This is a genomic window from Pseudenterobacter timonensis, assembly GCF_900021175.1.
In the GTDB taxonomy this organism is placed as follows: domain Bacteria; phylum Pseudomonadota; class Gammaproteobacteria; order Enterobacterales; family Enterobacteriaceae; genus Enterobacter; species Enterobacter timonensis.
In genome coordinates this window covers 1,414,016-1,433,278 of sequence record NZ_FCOP01000011.1, presented here as the reverse complement: position 1 = coordinate 1,433,278, position 19,263 = coordinate 1,414,016, and the positions used below count along the sequence as shown (strand labels likewise).

General features: G+C 57.7%; 16 protein-coding genes. 8 read left to right on the top strand and 8 right to left on the bottom strand.

Annotation, left to right across the window (positions count from 1 at the left end; genetic code table 11):
• Genes potA through potD form a run of 4 tightly spaced genes read left to right on the top strand, consistent with a single transcriptional unit; the run spans position 1 to position 3,809 of the window.
• A complete protein-coding gene (potA, locus tag BN3796_RS13045; protein WP_061708754.1) occupies positions 1-1,137 on the top strand; it encodes a spermidine/putrescine ABC transporter ATP-binding protein PotA in 1,137 nt (378 codons plus the stop codon).
• Complete coding sequence (gene potB, locus BN3796_RS13040; RefSeq protein ID WP_061708753.1) at positions 1,121-1,978, top strand: spermidine/putrescine ABC transporter permease PotB; 858 nt, start codon at positions 1,121-1,123, stop codon at positions 1,976-1,978. The genes potA and potB overlap by 17 nt, the downstream gene beginning before the upstream one ends.
• On the top strand, positions 1,975-2,760 hold the full coding sequence (gene potC, locus BN3796_RS13035) for a spermidine/putrescine ABC transporter permease PotC (RefSeq protein ID WP_061708752.1): 786 nt from the start codon (positions 1,975-1,977) through the stop codon (positions 2,758-2,760). The genes potB and potC overlap by 4 nt, the downstream gene beginning before the upstream one ends.
• A gap of 2 nt (positions 2,761-2,762) precedes the next feature.
• Positions 2,763-3,809, top strand: coding sequence for a spermidine/putrescine ABC transporter substrate-binding protein PotD (gene potD, locus BN3796_RS13030; protein ID WP_061708751.1), 1,047 nt, complete (start codon positions 2,763-2,765; stop codon positions 3,807-3,809).
• A 458-nt stretch (positions 3,810-4,267) separates the two neighbouring features.
• Here potD and cobB read toward each other — a convergent pair whose 3' ends face one another.
• The 5 genes from cobB to lolC form a co-directional block, all read right to left on the bottom strand.
• Positions 4,268-5,089: a Sir2 family NAD+-dependent deacetylase gene (gene cobB / locus BN3796_RS13025; RefSeq protein ID WP_061708750.1), complete on the bottom strand. Its 822-nt coding sequence runs from the start codon at positions 5,087-5,089 to the stop codon at positions 4,268-4,270.
• Positions 5,090-5,104: 15 nt separating this feature from the next.
• Positions 5,105-6,016 carry an N-acetylglucosamine kinase gene (gene nagK, locus BN3796_RS13020; RefSeq protein ID WP_061708749.1) on the bottom strand — a complete coding sequence of 304 codons (912 nt, stop codon included), beginning with the start codon at positions 6,014-6,016 and terminating at the stop codon, positions 5,105-5,107.
• 132 nt (positions 6,017-6,148) lie between these two features.
• The gene (gene lolE, locus BN3796_RS13015) at positions 6,149-7,393 is read right to left on the bottom strand and encodes a lipoprotein-releasing ABC transporter permease subunit LolE (RefSeq protein WP_061708748.1); all 1,245 of its coding nucleotides are present in this window, start codon (positions 7,391-7,393) and stop codon (positions 6,149-6,151) included.
• Entirely contained in the window at positions 7,393-8,094 is a 702-nt protein-coding gene (lolD, locus tag BN3796_RS13010) for a lipoprotein-releasing ABC transporter ATP-binding protein LolD (RefSeq protein WP_061708747.1), read from the bottom strand. The genes lolE and lolD overlap by 1 nt, the downstream gene beginning before the upstream one ends.
• Complete coding sequence (gene lolC, locus BN3796_RS13005) at positions 8,087-9,286, bottom strand: lipoprotein-releasing ABC transporter permease subunit LolC (RefSeq protein WP_061708746.1); 1,200 nt, start codon at positions 9,284-9,286, stop codon at positions 8,087-8,089. The genes lolD and lolC overlap by 8 nt, the downstream gene beginning before the upstream one ends.
• A 267-nt stretch (positions 9,287-9,553) precedes the next feature.
• Between lolC and BN3796_RS13000 the strand changes: the two genes are divergently transcribed.
• The 3 genes from BN3796_RS13000 to ldtC all read left to right on the top strand — a co-directional run bounded on the left by BN3796_RS13000 (position 9,554) and on the right by ldtC (position 15,332).
• Positions 9,554-10,627, top strand: a complete 1,074-nt coding sequence (locus BN3796_RS13000) for an acyltransferase family protein (protein WP_061708745.1) — start codon at positions 9,554-9,556, stop codon at positions 10,625-10,627.
• A 147-nt stretch (positions 10,628-10,774) separates the two neighbouring features.
• Positions 10,775-14,221: a transcription-repair coupling factor gene (gene mfd / locus BN3796_RS12995; RefSeq protein WP_061708744.1), complete on the top strand. Its 3,447-nt coding sequence runs from the start codon at positions 10,775-10,777 to the stop codon at positions 14,219-14,221.
• 154 nt (positions 14,222-14,375) lie between these two features.
• Positions 14,376-15,332: a L,D-transpeptidase LdtC gene (ldtC, locus tag BN3796_RS12990; protein WP_081430665.1), complete on the top strand. Its 957-nt coding sequence runs from the start codon at positions 14,376-14,378 to the stop codon at positions 15,330-15,332.
• A gap of 135 nt (positions 15,333-15,467) precedes the next feature.
• Here the strand turns inward: ldtC and bhsA are convergent, their stop codons facing one another.
• Entirely contained in the window at positions 15,468-15,725 is a 258-nt protein-coding gene (gene bhsA, locus BN3796_RS12985; RefSeq protein ID WP_061708742.1) for a multiple stress resistance protein BhsA, read from the bottom strand.
• Between the two features lie 245 nt (positions 15,726-15,970).
• On the opposite strand from bhsA, the gene BN3796_RS12980 reads away from it, so the two are divergent.
• Positions 15,971-16,606 (top strand): TetR/AcrR family transcriptional regulator, encoded by a 636-nt coding sequence (locus BN3796_RS12980; protein WP_061708741.1) that lies wholly within the window; start codon positions 15,971-15,973, stop codon positions 16,604-16,606.
• Between the two features lie 509 nt (positions 16,607-17,115).
• Here BN3796_RS12980 and BN3796_RS12975 read toward each other — a convergent pair.
• Both BN3796_RS12975 and BN3796_RS12970 read right to left on the bottom strand, forming a co-directional pair.
• Positions 17,116-17,655, bottom strand: a complete 540-nt coding sequence (locus tag BN3796_RS12975; RefSeq protein WP_061708740.1) for a glycine zipper 2TM domain-containing protein — start codon at positions 17,653-17,655, stop codon at positions 17,116-17,118.
• Between the two features lie 190 nt (positions 17,656-17,845).
• The gene (locus BN3796_RS12970) at positions 17,846-19,150 is read right to left on the bottom strand and encodes an NAD(P)/FAD-dependent oxidoreductase (RefSeq protein ID WP_061708739.1); all 1,305 of its coding nucleotides are present in this window, start codon (positions 19,148-19,150) and stop codon (positions 17,846-17,848) included.
• Positions 19,151-19,263: the final 113 nt, after the last annotated feature.

The following is a 19,263-nucleotide window of genomic DNA, read 5'->3' as shown; positions in this document are numbered from 1 at the left end:
ATGGGACAGAGTCAAAAATTGAAAACACATCCGGGTACACTGTCGCCGCTGGTGCAGCTGGCGGGGATCCGCAAAAGTTTTGATGGCAAAACGGTCATCGACGATCTCAACCTGACCATCAATAACGGCGAATTTCTTACGTTACTGGGCCCGTCGGGCTGCGGCAAGACAACAGTACTGCGCCTGATTGCCGGGCTGGAAAGCGTCGATAACGGCCATATCCATCTCGATAATCAAGAGATTACCGATGTTCCTGCCGAACATCGCCACGTCAATACTGTCTTTCAGAGCTACGCGCTTTTCCCGCATATGACGGTGTTCGAAAACGTCGCGTTTGGCCTGCGCATGCAGAAAACGCCCGCCGACCAGATCGCACCGCGCGTGACCGAAGCGCTGCGTATGGTACAGCTTGATGAGTTTGCCAGCCGAAAGCCGCATCAACTCTCCGGCGGCCAGCAGCAGCGTGTGGCGATTGCCCGCGCGGTGGTCAACAAACCCCGCCTGTTGCTGCTTGATGAGTCACTCTCGGCGCTCGACTACAAACTGCGCAAGCAGATGCAAAACGAGCTGAAAGCGCTCCAGCGTAAGCTCGGCATCACCTTTGTGTTTGTGACCCACGATCAGGAAGAGGCGCTGACCATGTCGGATCGCATCGTGGTGATGCGCGACGGTAAAATCGAACAGGACGGCACCCCGCGTGAAATTTACGAAGAGCCAAAAAACCTGTTTGTCGCCAGCTTCATTGGTGAAATCAATATCTTCAGCGCGACGGTAATAGAGCGACTGGATGAACAGCGCGTGCGCGCCAGCGTCGAAGGCCGCGAGTGCAATATCTATGTCAATTTTGCCGTCGAGCCCGGCCAGAAGCTGAATGTGATGCTGCGCCCGGAAGATCTGCGCGTCGATGAGGTGCATGACGGTACCGAGGCGGAGGGGCTTATCGGCTATATCCGCGAGCGAAACTATAAAGGCATGACGCTGGAGTCTGTGGTTGAGCTGGAAAATGGCAAAATGGTGATGGTCAGCGAGTTCTTTAACGAGGATGACCCGGACTTTGACCACTCCCTCGACCAGAAAATGGTCATCAACTGGGTAGAAAGCTGGGAGGTTGTACTGGCTGATGAAGAGCACAAGTAAGTTCCAGAATGTGGTAATTGCCACGGTCGTCGGTTGGCTTGTGTTGTTTGTCTTTCTTCCCAACCTGATGATTGTCGCCACCAGCTTTTTGACCCGCGACGACGCGAACTTCGTCAAGCTGGTCTTTACGCTGGATAACTACGCGCGCCTGCTCGATCCGCTCTATTTCGACGTGCTGTTGCACTCGTTGAATATGGCGCTGATTGCCACACTCGCCTGCCTGGTACTGGGCTATCCCTTCGCCTGGTTCCTCGCGAAACTGCCGAAAAAAGTGCGCCCGCTGCTGCTGTTTTTGCTGATTGTTCCCTTCTGGACCAACTCGCTGATCCGCATCTACGGGCTGAAGATCTTCCTCAGCACCCGCGGCTATCTGAACGAGTTCCTGCTCTGGCTGGGCGTTATTGAGACGCCGGTGCGCATCATGTTTACTCCTGCCGCGGTCATTATCGGGCTGGTCTACATTCTGCTGCCGTTTATGGTGATGCCGCTCTACTCCAGCATTGAGAAGCTGGATAAACCCCTGCTGGAAGCGGCACGGGATCTGGGCGCCAGCAAGCTGCAAACCTTTATCCGTATTATCTTACCGCTGACGATGCCGGGTATCGTGGCCGGCTGCCTGCTGGTGATGCTGCCGGCGATGGGGCTCTTTTACGTCTCCGACCTGATGGGCGGTGCTAAAAACCTGCTGATCGGCAACGTCATCAAGAGCCAGTTCCTCAACATTCGCGACTGGCCGTTTGGCTCGGCCACCAGCATTACCCTGACGCTGGTGATGGGGCTGATGCTGCTGATCTACTGGCGCGCCGCCCGTTTACTGAACAAGAAGGTGGAACTCGAATGATCGGTCGACTGCTGCGCGGCGGTTTTATGACCGCCATTTACGCCTGGCTCTATATCCCGATGATTATTTTAATCGTCAACTCGTTTAACAGTTCGCGCTTCGGCATCAACTGGCAGGGCTTCACCACCAACTGGTATAGCCTGCTGGTCAATAACGACAGCCTGCTGCAGGCGGCTCAGCATTCGCTGACGATGGCGATTGTCTCCGCCACCTTCGCCACTCTTATCGGTTCGCTTACCGCCGTGGCGCTCTATCGCTACCGCTTTCGCGGCAAACCGTTCGTCAGCGGCATGCTGTTTGTGGTGATGATGTCGCCGGATATCGTGATGGCTATCTCACTGCTGGTGCTCTTTATGCTGCTTGGCGTGCAGCTCGGCTTCTGGTCGCTGCTCTTTTCACATATCACCTTCTGCCTGCCCTTTGTGGTGGTGACGGTCTACTCCCGTCTGAAAGGCTTTGATGTGCGAATGCTGGAGGCGGCGAAAGATCTGGGAGCCAGCGAGGTGACGATTCTGCGTAAAATCATCCTGCCGCTGGCGCTGCCGGCGGTCGCCGCAGGCTGGCTGCTAAGCTTTACCCTGTCGATGGACGATGTCGTGGTCTCCTCTTTTGTGACGGGGCCGAGCTATGAAATTTTGCCACTGAAGATCTACTCCATGGTAAAAGTCGGCGTATCGCCCGAGGTGAACGCGCTGGCGACGATTCTGTTGGTCTTATCGCTGGTACTGGTGATCGCCAGCCAGCTTATTGCTCGTGATAAAACGAAAACTCAGGGGACGTAAGAATGAAAAAATGGTCACGCCACCTGCTCGCTGCAGGCGCTCTCGCACTCGGCATGGGCGCCGCGCATGCGGACGACAGCAAAACGCTCTACTTCTACAACTGGACCGAATATGTGCCGCCAGGCCTGCTGGAGCAGTTCACCAAAGAGACCGGCATCAAGGTGATCTACTCCACCTATGAGTCGAACGAAACCATGTACGCCAAGCTCAAGACCTATAAAGAGGGGGCGTACGATCTGGTGGTGCCTTCTACCTATTACGTCGACAAGATGCGTAAAGAGGGGATGATCCAGAAGATCGATAAGACGAAGCTGACCAACTTCCATAATCTCGATCCGGAGATGCTCAACAAGCCGTTCGATCCCAATAACGATTACTCCATTCCCTATATCTGGGGTGCGACGGCGATCGGCGTAAACAGCGACGCGATAGATCCGAAAACGATCACCAGCTGGGCGGATCTCTGGAAGCCAGACTATAAGGGCAGCCTGCTGCTGACCGACGACGCGCGGGAAGTTTTCCAGGTGGCGCTGCGCAAGCTCGGCTACTCCGGGAATACCACCGATCCGAAGGAGATCGAGGCAGCTTACAACGAGCTGAAAAAGCTGATGCCAAACGTGGCGGCGTTCAACTCCGATAACCCGGCAAACCCCTATATGGAAGGCGAAGTGAATCTGGGTATGGTCTGGAACGGCTCCGCGTTTGTGGCCCGTCAGGCCGGTACGCCGCTGGAGGTGGTATGGCCGAAAGAGGGCGGCATCTTCTGGATGGACAGCCTGGCGATCCCGTCTAACGCGAAAAACGTGGAAGGCGCGCAAAAGCTGATCAACTTCCTGCTGCGTCCGGACGTGGCGAAACAGGTTGCCGAGACGATTGGCTACCCCACCCCAAACCTGGCGGCGCGTAAGCTGTTAAGCCCGGCAGTGGCGAACGATAAGTCGCTCTATCCGGATGCGGAAACCATCAAGAAAGGGGAATGGCAGAACGACGTGGGCGATGCCAGCCGCATTTACGAAGAGTATTACCAGAAGCTGAAGGCGGGACGCTGATTTCGTTGCGTCTCCCCTCACTCTGACCCTCTCCCCTCACCCTGACCCTCTCCCCTCACCCTGGCCCTCCCTCTCCCCAGAGGGGAGAGGGGATAGTCCAGTGCTCCCTTCTTACTCCTTACCTGGAGAGAGGGGATAGTCCAGTGCTCCCTTCTTACTCCTTAACTGGGGAGAGGGGATAGTCCAGTGCTCCCTTCTTACTTCTTACCTGGAGAGAGGGGATAGTCCAGTGCTCCCTTCTTACTTCTTACCTGGAGAGAGGGGATAGTCCAGTGCTCCCTTCTTACTCCTTAACTGGGGAGAGGGGATAGTCCAGTGCTCCCTTCTTACTCCTTAACTGGGGAGAGGGGATGGTCCAGTGCTCCCTTCTCACTCCTTACCTGGAGAGAGGGGATGGTCCAGTGCTCCCTTCTTACTCCTGAACCGGGAAGAAGGGATAGTCTGGTGCGAGTTTCAGCTCACAGCCCTTTCAGAAGCTTCTCCACATAAGCGGGCACCACTTCGCTCGCCAGCCCGTAGTGCTTCTCTTCAAATTCGCTGCCGACCTGGCTTGGCTCCAGATTCAGTTCCACCGTGTGCGCACCGTGCAGTTTCGCCTCGTGTACGAAGCCCGCCGCCGGATAGACGTGCCCGGAGGTGCCGATGGCGATAAACACATCGGCCATCGCCAGCGCGCTGTAGATATCATCCATCCCCAGCGGCATCTCGCCAAACCAGACGACGTGCGGGCGCAGCGGCGACGGAAACTGACAGCAGTGGCATTTATCGTCGGGAGTAATGTCTCCGCTCCAGTCGAGTATCTGCCCGCTCCAGGCGCAGCGCACCTTCAGCAGCTCGCCATGCATATGCAGAACATGGTGATTACCGGCGCGCTCATGCAGGTTATCGATATTCTGCGTGACCAGCAGAAAACGATCCCCCAGCACCTCTTCCAGCTTCGCCAGCGCCAGATGCGCCGCGTTAGGAGCGATCTCCGGTGACTGGAGCTGACGGCGGCGGGCGTTATAGAACGCCTGCACCAGCGCGGGATTGCGGGCGAAGCCTTCCGGCGTCGCCACATCTTCCACCCGATGTTCTTCCCACAGTCCGTCGGCCGCGCGGAAGGTGCGAATACCCGATTCCGCAGAGATCCCCGCCCCCGTTAACACCACAACCCGTGGCTTTTCCATCACGTCTGGCATAACTCTGTCTCTGAAAAAGATCCGCTGGCGCAGGCGCTCGCGCAGGCGGCGTTTGTTTTTACGAAAACGGCTCAGTCGATGTAATCGACGCGACAGCATAATCACCTCATCAGGCTAGCGGGTGAGATGGAGGAACGCCGCACCGCGCATCCCTCCGGCATCTCCATGACGCGCCCGCTCAATGCGCGGCACGCGGGCGACCGGCAGCAGATGTCGGGGCAAGCGCCCGGGCAATCTCTCCGTAATCGCCGAAAAATTTGATAATCCACCGCCAATAACCAGCAGATCGGGATCAACAATCGTCAATATATTGCCCAGGCACACCGCCAGCAGATCGAGATAACGCTCGACGTGTTCGTGCGCCTGCTTATCGCCCTCTTGCCACAGGGCGATAATCTCGGGCGCCTGGCGCTTCTGATGATAGAAGTGTTCGTAGAGCCATGCAAACCCTCGTCCTGAGAGATAGTTCTCAATACAGCCCTGCTGCCCGCAGCCGCAACGCGTCAGCGGGAAGTCGCGCCCCACCACCTCCAGCGCGTCGACAGGCAGGCGGATATGCCCAAACTCACCGGTGATATAGCTGCGACCGGTGATAGGTTTACCGTTCAGCACGAGCCCGCCGCCTACGCCGGTACCGAGGATCAGCCCCATCACCAGCGGATAGTGGCGAAACTCCTCGTCCCAGGCTTCAGAAAGGGCAAAACAGTTGGCGTCGTTATCCAGCCGCACGTCGCGATCGAGACGCGCGCAGAGATCGAGACGCAGCGGTTTGCCGCTGGCGGCAGGGACGTTCGCGGCGTAGAGGGTCCCGTCGTCGGTTTCCGGCATGCCGGGTATCCCGATGCCAACGGTCCCTTTGGTGCCGAAGCGGGCATCGGCCTGAGCGACCAGCCCGGTGATGGCGCTTAAGAATTGCTCATAGCTGGCGTGAGGGGTGGGAACGCGGGTTTCCCACCGCAGGGTAAGATCGTCATCGAACGCGCCGAGCGCAATTTTGGTGCCGCCAATATCAAATCCGTAATACATAGTGCATTCCTCTTTTGATTTGGCGGCTACACGCTTCAATCTTCAAAGCCTTGCGTCTGTGCAAAAGCGGATAAACCGTTTTGTGAGACAGCCTGAATGATTTTGCGTGTAAGACGTCAAATCATGACGTAATTACTGGCCACTCAGTACCCTCGCCGGATCGATCCGGCTGGCGCGACGCGCCGGATACCAGCTTGCCAGCAGACTTAACAAAAGTGCCGTAATCAGCACATAAACGACATCCAGCCAGTGCAGTTCTGACGGCAGGAAGTCAATAAAATAGATATCGCCAGAGAGGAAATGATGGCCGATAAGCTTTTCAATTCCTCTCATAATCGGGGTGAGCTGCAGTGAGACCACCACGCCAATCACTACGCCGCACAGGCTGCCGAAGAGACCGGCGAGCAAACCGTACCAGACAAAGATGGCGCGAATAAGCCCGTCTTTCGCCCCCAGGGTACGCAGTACCGCAATATCGCCGCTTTTGTCCTTCACCGCCATCACCAGCGTGGAGACGATGTTAAAGCAGGCGACGCCGATCACTAACACCATCGCCAGATACATAATGGCGCGGATCATCTGGATATCACGATACATATATCCGTAGGTGCCGATCCAGCTTTTGATGTAGACATAGCTGTCGGTCACTTCGCCCGCGTCACGCACCAGTTTATTGGCGTTAAAGACGTCGTTGACCTTGATGGCGATGCCGGTAACGCTTTCGCCCATGTCCAGATAGTGGCGGGCATCTTCAAGCGGCACCATCGCAAAGCTGTGATCGAGCTGGCCGCTCAGCTGCAGAATACCCGTCACGTGCAGACGCACGCGCTTCGGCTGCTGGAGCTTATGGTCGGCGCTGGCGTTCGGGATCATGATCGATACCCAGTCGCCCTGCTTCACCTTCAGCGCATCGGCAACCCCTTTGCCCAGGATAATCTGCTGGCTGCCTGCTTTAAAGTCATTCCAGGCGCCGTTCTGTACAAATTTCGGCAGCGCGCTAAGACGCGCCTCCTGCTGCGGGTTAACCCCTTTCACCTGGATGGCGCGCAGGTTGGCCCCGCTCTCCACCAGCCCGGTAAAATTGATATAGGGGGCGGCGGCGGCAATCCCCGGCACCTTCTCCACCTTTTGCAGCGCCGAGTTCCAGTTGGCCCACGGCTGGTTTACCGGCTCAATCTGGCCGTGCGGCACTACCGCCAGAATGCGGTTGTTCAGCTCGCGCTCAAAGCCGTTCATGGCGCTTAAGCCCACGATTAGCACCGCCACGCCCAGGGCGATACCGACGGTGGAGATCACAGAGATGAGAGAGACCATGCCGCCGCGACGGCGGCCGCGGCTGAAGCGTAAGCCAATCAGTAACGATAACGGTGAAGCCATTACTCGGCCCCCATCAGGGTCAGATCCGCCGTCAGGTGACCGTCACGCATCTCAAGCTGACGGTTCATCCGCTTCGCCAGCTGCAGGTCGTGGGTGACCACCAGAAACGCGGTCCCCTGGGAGGCGTTCAGCTCGCCCAGCAGCTGGAAGATGCTGTCGGCGTTGCGGGCGTCCAGGTTCCCGGTCGGCTCATCCGCCAGCACCAGCCGCGGATTGTTCACCAGCGCACGGGCAATCGCCACACGCTGACGCTCGCCGCCGGAAAGTTCCGACGGGCGATGGTTACCGCGATGACCCAGCCCGACCGCCTTCAGCATGTCGCTGGCGCGGGCATTGATCTCCGCCGGTTTTTTCTTGCCGATCAGCAGCGGCATCGCCACGTTTTCCAGCGCGGTGAAGTCCGGCAGCAGATGGTGGAACTGGTAGATAAAGCCCAGCTCGCGGTTGCGCAGCTCCGCTTTTGCGGACGACGACATGCCGCTCAGCGGCTTGCCGGAGAAAATCACATCGCCGGAGGTGGGGGTATCCAGACCGCCCAGCAGATGCAGCAGCGTACTTTTACCGGAGCCGGAGCTGCCGACAATCGCCATCATCTCCCGCTCGCCCACGCTGAAGCTGACGTTGTGCAGCACGTCAGTCTGCACATTGCCTTCCTGATAGCGTTTGCACAGGTTGACGCACTGCAACAGGATCTTATTCATAACGTAAAGCCTCAGCGGGTTGGGTGGCGGCGGCGCGCCATGAAGGATAAAGCGTGGAGAGCAGCGCAATCGCCATCGCGGCCAGCGCGATACCGACGACCTGTAGCGGTTCGATAGCCACCGGTAGCGCGGCGCCGTCGAGCAGCGCGCCGATGATGGGCATCAGGTTATTAAGCTGGCTGGCAAGGAGCGCCCCCAGTACCGCGCCGAGCAGCGCGCCGATGATCCCGGCGCTGGCTCCCTGCACCATAAATACCGCCATGATCTGCCGCGGCGTTAATCCCTGGGTCTGGAGAATGGCCACTTCGCCCTGCTTCTCCATCACCATCAGCCCCAGGGAGGTGATGATATTAAAGGCGGCTACCGCCACGATCAGGCTTAACAGCAGCCCCATCATGTTCTTTTCCATGCGCACGGCCTGGAAGAGCTCCCCTTTACGCTCGCGCCAGTCCTGCCATTTGGTGCCCTCAGGCAGCGTCTGCTGACTTAGCTGGTCCACCTTCAGCGGTTCATTAAGCCACAGGCGCCAGCCGGTGATGTTACCCAGCGGATAGCGCATCAGGCGCGAAGCGTCCTGAATGTTGACCAGCATCTGATAGCCGTCCACCTCGCTGTTGGCGGCGAAGGTGCCGATAACGTTAAAAAGACGCTGGCTCGGCAATCGACCCATCGGGGTGAACTGACTGGCGGAGGGAACCATGAGGCGGATCTGATCGCCGCGGTTCACCCCCAGCTGGCCCGCCAGCTGTTCGCCGAGGATAACGTTATAAGCGCCGGGCTTAAGCTCCGTCTGCTTCACGTTGACCAGGAAAGGGGTAAGCGGATCGTTCTGGGCGGGATCGATGCCCAGCATCACCCCCACCGACACGCTGCGCGCGCTCTGCAACACCACATCACCGGTGGTGAGCGGAGCGACACGGTTTACCCCCTGCAGACGGGCCGCGCTTTCGGGCACCTGCCGGGGATTGAGCGAGCCGTTCGGGGAGGAGAGTACCGCCTGAGGCATCAGCCCCAGAATGTTGTTTTGCAGCTCGCGCTCGAAGCCGTTCATCACGGAAAGCACCGTGACCAGCGCCATCACGCCGAGCGTAATGCCGATGGTGGAAAGCCAGGAGACAAAACGACCGAAGCGGTCCGCAGCACGCCCGCGCATGTAACGCAGGCCTATGAATAGTGCGACAGGTTGATACATGTAATCCGTCTGTTTGCTGATAGCAGACCCACGAGTATATAAGCGAATCCATAAAGCGTAAATGACTGAAACGGTAAGTATCGGTAATCTCTTTTCCAAAAATTACAGCAAAATCATTGTACTACCCCTGCCCGCCCGCGGCAGGCCGCGCATACCGTAGGTTAACTGTTCCGAAAAGCATCCGGTTACAGACTCTTGCCCATTACATCCCCCGCCGGTTCGCCCAGCATATCCCCTCTTTAAGGGCAACACGGGTCTTCTTTCACGATGAAACAAAAAGCGTTATGGATTAATCAGATCAAAGGACTATGCATTTGCCTGGTGGTGATTTACCACTCGGTCATCACCTTTTATCCGCATCTTACCGGTCTGCAGCATCCTCTCTCCGGCCTGCTCGCCAAATGCTGGATCTACGCCAATCTTTACCTGGCGCCGTTTCGGATGCCGGTCTTTTTCTTTATCTCCGGCTATCTGATTCGCCGTTATATCGACGAGGTGGACTGGCGCACCTGCATGGACAAACGTATCTGGAGTATCGTCTGGGTGCTGGCGCTGTGGGGCGTGGTGCAATGGCAGGCGCTGACCCATCTGAACGCCTGGCTTGCGCCGCAGCGCGAAGTTGCCACCAGCGCTAACGCCGCCTATGCCGACTCGGTGACCGGCTTCCTGCAGGGTATGCTCACCGCCAGCACCAGTCTCTGGTATCTCTACGCGCTGGTGGTCTATTTTGTGCTGGGCAAGCTGCTTAGCCGCTGGAAGCTGCCGGTGCTGGGGCTGATGGCGTTAGCCAGCGTGGCGATAAACTTTCTGCCGCTGCCGTGGTGGGGCATGAACAGCGTGGTGCGTAATGCGATCTACTACAGCCTTGGCGCGTGGTACGGCGCGGGGCTGATGGCGTGGATGAAAGCGGTATCGCTTCGCCGGCGCTGGCTGGTGCTCCTTGCCGCCGGGCTGGTGTCGGTAGTGCTGTGGTTTGCCAGCGTGCCGCTGGCGCTCTCTTTGCTCTCCATCCTGCTGATCATGAAGCTCTTCTACAGCGTGGAACAGCGCTACGCCGTGGGGCCAAATAATCTTTTAACGGTGATTGGCGCCAATACTATCGCCATCTACACCACCCACCGCATCCTTATTGAAGCTTTCAGCCTTCTGCTGGTCAAAGAGGTTAACGCCGCCTGGCTGCCGCTCTGGGGTGAGCTGTCGCTGGTGCTGTTTTACCCTTTCGCCAGCCTGCTTGTCTGTACCCTCTTTGGACTGGGGATGCGAAAAATTTCGCAACGGCTGTTCGACGATTTTCTCTTCTCCCCGCCGTCAAACTTCACGCTGGAGCGTGCCACGCGCTAGCATTTATGCGCCCTCGGCGAAGGGCGCCTTTACCTCGCGTGCGGTTCAGGTTTGCTAATGTAAAACGATGCAGGATAATAAAGATATTGCGTATCAGTGATATGCCCCAATACTGGAAGTATATCCACAAGAGATCCTGATAAAGCCATGCCTGAACATTATCCTTTTTCCCTGCCCGGCAAAGCGGGCGACCAGCGTCAACTGGGCGAGCTGACCGGGGCGGCGTGCGCCGCCGTCGTGGCGGATATTGCCGGACGCCACAACGGGCCGGTGGTTCTCATCGCCCCCGATATGCAAAACGCCCTGCGTCTGCATGACGAAATCCGCCAGTTTACCGACCATCTGGTCAGTAGCCTGGCCGACTGGGAGACGCTGCCCTACGACAGCTTCTCTCCACATCAGGACATTATCTCCTCGCGCCTGTCGACGCTCTACCAGCTGCCCGCCATGCAGCGCGGCGTGCTGATTGTGCCGGTGAATACCCTGATGCAGCGCGTCTGCCCCCACAGCTACCTGCACGGCCACGCGCTGGTGATGAAAAAAGGGCAGCAGCTGTCGCGGGATGCCCTGCGGGCGCAGCTCGACAGCGCGGGCTATCGCCATGTTGATCAGGTGATGGAACATGGGGAGTATGCGACCCGCGGAGCGCTGCTCGACCTCTACCCGATGGGCAGCGATCGCCCCTACCGGCTCGACTTTTTCGATGATGAAATTGACAGCCTGCGCCTCTTTGATGCGGATACCCAGCGGACGCTGGAAGAGGTGGAGGCGATTAACCTGCTACCCGCCCATGAGTTTCCCACCGATAAGGCGGCCATTGAGCTGTTTCGCAGCCAGTGGCGCGATAAATTCGACGTGAAGCGCGACGCAGAGCATATCTACCAGCAGGTCAGTAAAGGCACGCTCCCCGCCGGGATCGAGTACTGGCAGCCGCTCTTTTTCAGCGAACCGCTGCCACCGCTGTTCAGCTACTTCCCGTCGAACACGCTGGTGATCAATACCGGCGACCTGGAAGGGAGCGCCAACCGCTTCGAAAACGAGGCCCGCGCCCGCTTTGAGAACCGCGGCGTCGATCCGATGCGCCCGCTTCTGCCGCCGGAAGCGCTCTGGCTGCGCACGGATGAGCTCTTTGCCGAATTGAAAAAATGGCCGCGAGTGCAGCTTAAAACCGACACGCTGGCCGATAAAGCCGCCCATACCAACCTCGCATTCCGCACGCTGCCGGATCTGGCGGTGCAGGCGCAGCAAAAATCGCCGCTCGATAGCCTGCGCCAGTTCCTGGAGTCCTTCAGCGGGCCGGTGATCTTCTCCGTCGAAAGCGAAGGCCGTCGCGAAGCGCTTGGCGAGCTGCTAAGTCGCATCAAGATTGCGCCGAAGCGTATTCATCGTCTCGACGAAGCCACCGGTAACGGTCGCTATCTGATGATCGGCGCGGCGGAACATGGCTTTATCGATACGCTGAACAACCGGGCGCTGATTTGCGAAAGCGATCTGCTGGGCGAACGGGTGGCGCGCCGTCGCCAGGATAGCCGCCGCACCATCAACCCGGACACGTTAATCCGCAACCTGGCGGAGCTGCACGTCGGCCAGCCTATTGTCCACCTGGAGCACGGGGTGGGCCGCTACGCGGGGATGACCACCCTGGAGGCGGGCGGCATCAAGGGCGAGTACCTGATGCTTACCTATGCTAACGACGCCAGGCTCTACGTGCCGGTCTCCTCCCTGCACCTGATCAGCCGCTACGCGGGCGGGGCGGAAGAGAATGCGCCGCTGCATAAGCTCGGCGGCGACGCCTGGGCGCGGGCGCGGCAGAAAGCGGCGGAGAAAGTGCGCGACGTGGCGGCGGAACTGCTGGATATCTACGCCCAGCGCGCGGCCAAAGCGGGCTTCGCCTTTAAGCACGACAAAGAGCAGTACCAGCTTTTCTGCGACAGCTTCCCGTTTGAAACCACGCCGGATCAGGCGCAGGCGATCAACGCCGTGCTGAGTGACATGTGCCAGCCGCTGGCGATGGATCGGCTGGTCTGTGGCGATGTCGGCTTTGGCAAAACCGAAGTCGCCATGCGCGCCGCCTTCCTCGCGGTAGAAAATAACAAGCAGGTGGCCGTGCTGGTGCCCACCACCCTCCTCGCCCAGCAGCACTTCGATAACTTCCGCGACCGCTTCGCCAACTGGCCGGTGCGCATCGAAATGCTGTCGCGTTTTCGTAGCGCCAAAGAGCAGACGCAGATCCTGGAGCAGGCCAGCGAAGGGAAGATCGATATTCTGATCGGCACCCACAAGCTGTTGCAAAGCGACGTGAAATGGAGAGATTTAGGGCTGCTGATTGTGGATGAAGAGCACCGCTTCGGCGTGCGTCACAAGGAGCGGATCAAGGCGATGCGGGCCGACGTGGATATCCTCACCCTGACCGCGACGCCGATACCGCGCACGCTCAATATGGCGATGAGCGGTATGCGCGATCTCTCGATTATCGCTACCCCGCCAGCGCGTCGCCTGGCGGTCAAAACCTTCGTCCGGGAGTATGACAACCTGGTGGTGCGCGAGGCGATCCTGCGCGAGATCCTGCGCGGCGGCCAGGTCTATTACCTCTATAACGACGTGGAAAACATTCAGAAAGCGGCGGATCGCCTGGCGGAGCTGGTGCCGGAGGCGCGCATCGCTATCGGGCATGGCCAGATGCGCGAGCGCGAGCTGGAGCGGGTGATGAACGATTTCCACCACCAGCGCTTTAATGTGCTGGTCTGTACCACCATCATCGAAACCGGGATCGATATTCCGACGGCTAACACCATCATCATTGAACGCGCGGATCACTTCGGTCTGGCACAGCTTCATCAGCTTCGGGGCCGCGTGGGCCGTTCCCACCATCAGGCCTACGCCTGGCTGCTGACGCCGCATCCAAAAGCGATGACCCCTGACGCGCAAAAGCGGCTGGAGGCGATCGCCTCGCTGGAGGATCTGGGGGCGGGCTTTGCGCTGGCCACTCACGATCTGGAGATCCGCGGCGCGGGCGAGCTGCTGGGCGAAGACCAGAGCGGCTCCATGGAGACGATCGGCTTTTCTCTCTATATGGAACTGCTGGAGAATGCCGTCGACGCGCTGAAAGCGGGACGCGAGCCATCGCTGGAGGATTTGACCAACCAGCAGACCGAGGTGGAGCTGCGTATGCCTGCCCTGCTGCCGGATGATTATATTCCTGACGTCAATACCCGACTCTCGTTCTACAAGCGGGTAGCCAGTGCGAAGTCTGAAGCCGAACTGGAGGAGATTAAGGTGGAGCTGATCGACCGTTTCGGCCTGTTACCCGATCCGGCGCGCAACCTGCTGAACATCGCCCGGCTGCGTCAGCAGGCGCAGAAGCTGGGTATTCGCAAGCTGGAGAGCAACGAGAAAGGCGGCACGATCGAGTTTGCCGAGAAGAACCATGTCGATCCGATGTGGCTTATCGGCCTGCTGCAGAAGGAGCCGCAGCACTACCGCCTTGATGGACCGACGCGCCTGAAGTTCACCCGTGAGCTGACCGAGCGCAAAACGCGCATGGACTGGGTAAGTAATTTTATGCGCCAGATGGAAGAGAACGCCATCGCCTGACCCGACGGCCGGGCGGCCTGATGCTGCCCGGCCCTTTTCCTCGCTATTTACAAACTCTTGCACTCCGCCCGCACTTCCCGACAGACATATTCACCATAATTATCAATCCTTCCTACCGAAACAGTTAACCATGTCATTAACAGGGATAATAATGATGACGAAGCAGACCTATTTTTTACGCTGGCTGAGCGGATTGACGCTTATCGCGACGCTTATGATCGCCCTGCCGCTCCGCGCCAATACCTGGCCTTTACCGCCATCCGGCAGTCGTCTGGTTGGCGAGAACCGCTATCATGTGGTGGAGGACAACGGCGGCTCGCTGGAGGCGATTGCCAAAAAATATAACGTAGGGTTCCTGGCGCTACTGCAGGCTAACCCCGGCGTTGATCCTTATGTCCCCCGCCCCGGCAGCGTGCTGACCATTCCGCTGCAGACCCTGCTGCCGGACGCGCCGCGTACGGGTATTGTGATTAACCTGGCGGAGCTGCGTCTCTACTACTATCCGCCGGGTAAAAACGAGGTGACGATTTACCCGATCGGCATCGGGCAGCTTGGCGGGGATACCTTGACCCCCACGATGGTGACCACGGTTTCCGATAAGCGCGCGAACCCGACCTGGACGCCGACCGCCAATATCCGCGCCCGCTACAAGGCGCAGGGGGTCGATCTGCCGACGGTGGTGCCTGCCGGGCCGGATAACCCGATGGGCCATCATGCCATTCGCCTGGCAGCCTACGGCGGCGTCTACCTCCTGCACGGAACTAACGCTGATTTCGGCATCGGCATGCGCGTCAGCTCCGGCTGTATTCGCCTGCGGGATAACGATATCGAGACCCTCTTTCGCGTCGTGACGCCGGGCACCAAAGTGAACATTATCAACGCGCCGCTGAAGGTATCGTCAGAGCCGAACGGCCAGCGTCTGGTAGAGGTGCATCAACCGCTGTCGAAAAATATCGGTGACGATCCGCAGACCCTGCCGATTGTCCTTAACGCAGAGGCGCAACGTTTCCAGCAGGCTGCTGACGCCGCGGTAATGACGCGCGCGCTGGAGGCGCGGTCAGGCATGCCGGTGGATGTTACGCCCCATCCCGACTCCCGCCAGTCGCTTTAACTCTTTTAATGGCTTAAAACAAAAGGCCCGGAGCCGGTGATTAACCGAGTCCAGGCCTTTTTGCTGCCGCCCGGCCAGAGGGTGCCGGGTATGCAGCGTCATTCGCAGTGGCAAAAATGAGGGTTATGCGCCTGCTTATTTGTAGATCACAGCGGTCCCGTGGAGGGTGTTCGGACCGGTGACGGAAGTGATGCGGAAAGATTTCGCACCCATTTCGTCCGCTTTTTGCGCAAGCTGATCTTCCAGCGAGCCCAGGTTAGTGCCTGCGCTGGCGGAGATGGTTCCCACTTTCTGCTGGTTAGCCGGGGTGGACTGAACTTCTACCGCGGCTACGCTGGCGAACGAGAGTGAACTGAGTACGGCTGCGGCGATGAGGGCTTTTACGTTTTTCATAATAATGACCTTTTATGTGTGCAGATGAATTTGTCTGGTCGCATTAACTTAACGATCGATAGGTAAATGATAAGCGTGATCTACATCACAGTCAAACACATTTTATAATGATCGTTATAATAATTTTAAATCCATTATTTTTCATACGCATACGATTAAATTATTTTACCTGAATCAGGGCTGGTGGCTGCGGGCTATTATTTTTATAATGGTCACTTCGTAAACCAACAGAGGTAGAGCGGCACATGACAACCGATACCACGCGTTGCGCTAAAAAAAGCCGTGGCCGGCCAAAAGTGTTCGACAGGGAAGCGGCGCTTGATAAGGCCATGACACTCTTCTGGCAGCATGGCTATGAAGCCACCTCGCTCTCCGATCTCGTCGAAGCGACCGGGGCGAAAGCACCCACCCTTTATGCTGAATTTACCAATAAAGAGGGGCTGTTCCGGGCAGTGCTGGATCGCTATATCACCCGCTTCGCCGCGAAACATGAAGCTGAGCTCTTCTGTGAAGAGAAGAGCGTGGAGCAGGCCCTGCGCGACTACTTTTGCACCGTGGCGACCTGTTTCACCAGCAAGGAGAACCCGGCGGGCTGCTTTATGATTAATACCTCCGCCACCCTCGCCGCCTCGTCGCGTGAAATCGCCAACACCATAAAGTCGCGCCATGCCATGCAGGAGGAGACGCTGACCCTCTTTTTACGTCAGCGTCAGACGCGCGGCGAAATCCCTGCGCACGCTAACCCGGAGGCGCTGGCGCAATATCTCAACTGCATATTACAGGGAATGTCGATCAGCGCCCGGGAAGGGGCCGATCTCGCTAAACTCAAACTTATCTGCGATACCACTCTGCGCCTGTGGCCGGAGATGCTGAAAGCCTGAAACGGGGCGCTGCGACGCCCCGCTCTCCCCTGCTGCACTGAAAATCTCTTTTCAGCCCTGAACAATAGGCGAAACCTTTCTCGAACCGCTTCGCGTTTGCTATTATTAACAGTAACTATTACACGGCTAATGATTAGCCGATTAGGACAGGAGTCACTTCCGTCATGATGACGAGCTAAACCGCGGCGCTTTCCCTGACAACTATGGGGCACAATGCGGAAATTTTAATGAAAGGAGATGCTGCGTTTTCTGACTATTCACATGCGGAAGGATAATAAAAATGGTTTTGCTATTACCTTTGGTAAAAGTGTTAATCGCAATTGCCTTCTTATTTGGACTCTGGGTGTTATGTGGTGGTTCTCTTCTCTTTGCATTTATCTCGATCCTGCTGACCGGATTTATGCTAATGCGCCACAACCAGGTCTTTGATCTCTAATGAATGCAATTGCCTGCCAAAAAAGGCTCCTCAGCCTGAGCGATGAGGAGCCAAATTCTGTAAGACTTCTTTTTTAGGCTTTGTTGTTCAGAACCAGCTGACCATTGCTGTCCAGCGGGATTTGGGCGCCCGGATCGCGATCCATACGGATTTTACCAGTCTGTTCTCCGATTCTGTAGGTTACGTCATAACCCAGCATCTTTTCTGACTTGTCGTAGACCGTTTTGCAACGCTGCTGCGTTGTGGTGTAGGTATCGTTCTCCTGCATCGATCCCTGGATCTGGTTACCCGCATAGCCGCCGCCAAGCGCGCCGACTACCGTGGCAACATCCTTGCCGCGTCCGCCGCCAAACTGGTGACCAATCACCCCGCCTGCCACCGCGCCCAGCACAGAGCCGGCGATGCGGTTTTCATCCTGCACCGGACGACGATGGGTCACCGCCACGTTACGGCACTCCTTGCGCGGTGTTTTAACCGTCTCTTTGATGGGGGTGGCTGAAACCACCTGAGCATACTGCGGACCACGATCAAAGACGTTCAGACTGGCGACAGCCGCCACACCCAGCGCGGCAGCCACGCCAATCCCTATACCCGCCAACATTGATTTATTCACGGGAGATCCTCCTTCGTTGCATATGCATGCTATTTTGCAGGCAATCACCTTGGGCGACTATCGGAAAAAGGCGCAAAAATCGGAGGGAATGGGAAGTCAGCCGCGATTTCAGAGAACTCTGAAGCAGAGAGAGGGCTTAGAACAGCATGATATGCTAAAAACCCTCCGGTAGTGCCGGAGGGTCTGAGGATTAATGCAGCTTCAGGCGCGGGCGGATCACGCGGTTAATGCTGCCAACCAGCATCATTAACCCGGTTTTGAAGTAGCCATGCAGCGCGATCTGATGCATGCGGTAGAGGGAGATATAGACGAAACGTGCTATACGCCCTTCCACCATCATTGAGCCGCGCATCAGGTTACCCATCAGGCTGCCCACCGTGGAGTAATTAGAGAGCGAGACCAGAGAGCCGTGATCTTTATAGATATAGGCTTTCATCGGTTTGCCCTTGCGCTGGGCGAGGATGTTGTGCAGCGCCAGGCTTGCCATCTGGTGGGCGGCCTGAGCGCGCGGCGGCACAAAGCCCCCTTCCGGACGGGCGCAGGAGGCGCAGTCGCCGATGGCGAAGATGTCCGGATCGCGGGTGGTCTGCAGCGTCGGCTCAACAACCAGCTGATTGATACGGTTAGTTTCCAGGCCGCCAATCTCCTTCATAAAGTCCGGCGCCTTGATACCCGCCGCCCAGACCATCAGATCCGCCTGAATATATTCGCCCTCTTTGGTGTGCAGACCGCCTGCGTCAGCGCTGGTTACCATCGTCTGGGTGAGAACGCGCACGCCGAGTTTAGTCAGCTCATTATGCGCTGCCCCGGAGATGCGCGGCGGCAGCGCCGGCAGGATCCGCTCGCCCGCCTCCACCAGCGTGACGTTGAGAGCCTCGTTAGTCAGCCCTTTGTAACCGTAGCTGTGCAGCTGTTTGACCGCGTTATGCAGCTCGGCGGAAAGTTCCACCCCCGTGGCGCCGCCGCCAACGATGGCGATATTCACCTTGCCGTTAGCCCCAAGGTTGCTGGAGTATTTCAGGAACAGGTTGAGCATTTCCTGATGGAAACGGCGCGCCTGATGGGGGTTATCGAGGAAAATACAGTGGTCTTTAACGCCCGGCGTATTGAAATCGTTGGAGGTACTTCCCAGCGCCATCACCAGGGTGTCATAAGGCAGCTTGCGCTCCGGCACCAGCAGTTCGCCTTTCTCATCACGCAGCTCGGCGAGGGTAATGGTTTTGCTTTCACGGTTGATATCCACCACCGAGCCCAGCTGAAACTGGAAATGATGGTTGCGCGCATGGGCAAGGTAGCTCAGCGCATCCACGCCCTCATCCAGCGATCCGGTCGCCACTTCATGCAGCAGCGGTTTCCAGAGATGGCTATGGTTGCGATCCACCAGCGTGATTTTGGCTTTCTTACCGCGCCCCAGCTTCTGGCCAAGCTGCGTAGCCAGTTCCAGCCCGCCAGCGCCGCCGCCGACAATTACAATCTTTTTCAATGGCGTAGTCAACGTGACCCCCTCAAAATATTAACCAATTGTTAATTAAAAGTTATAAAAATAACCCTTAATTAACAACAGGTTACCGAAGTGAAACCGTTCATCTGCATTGAGAATAGCACGCC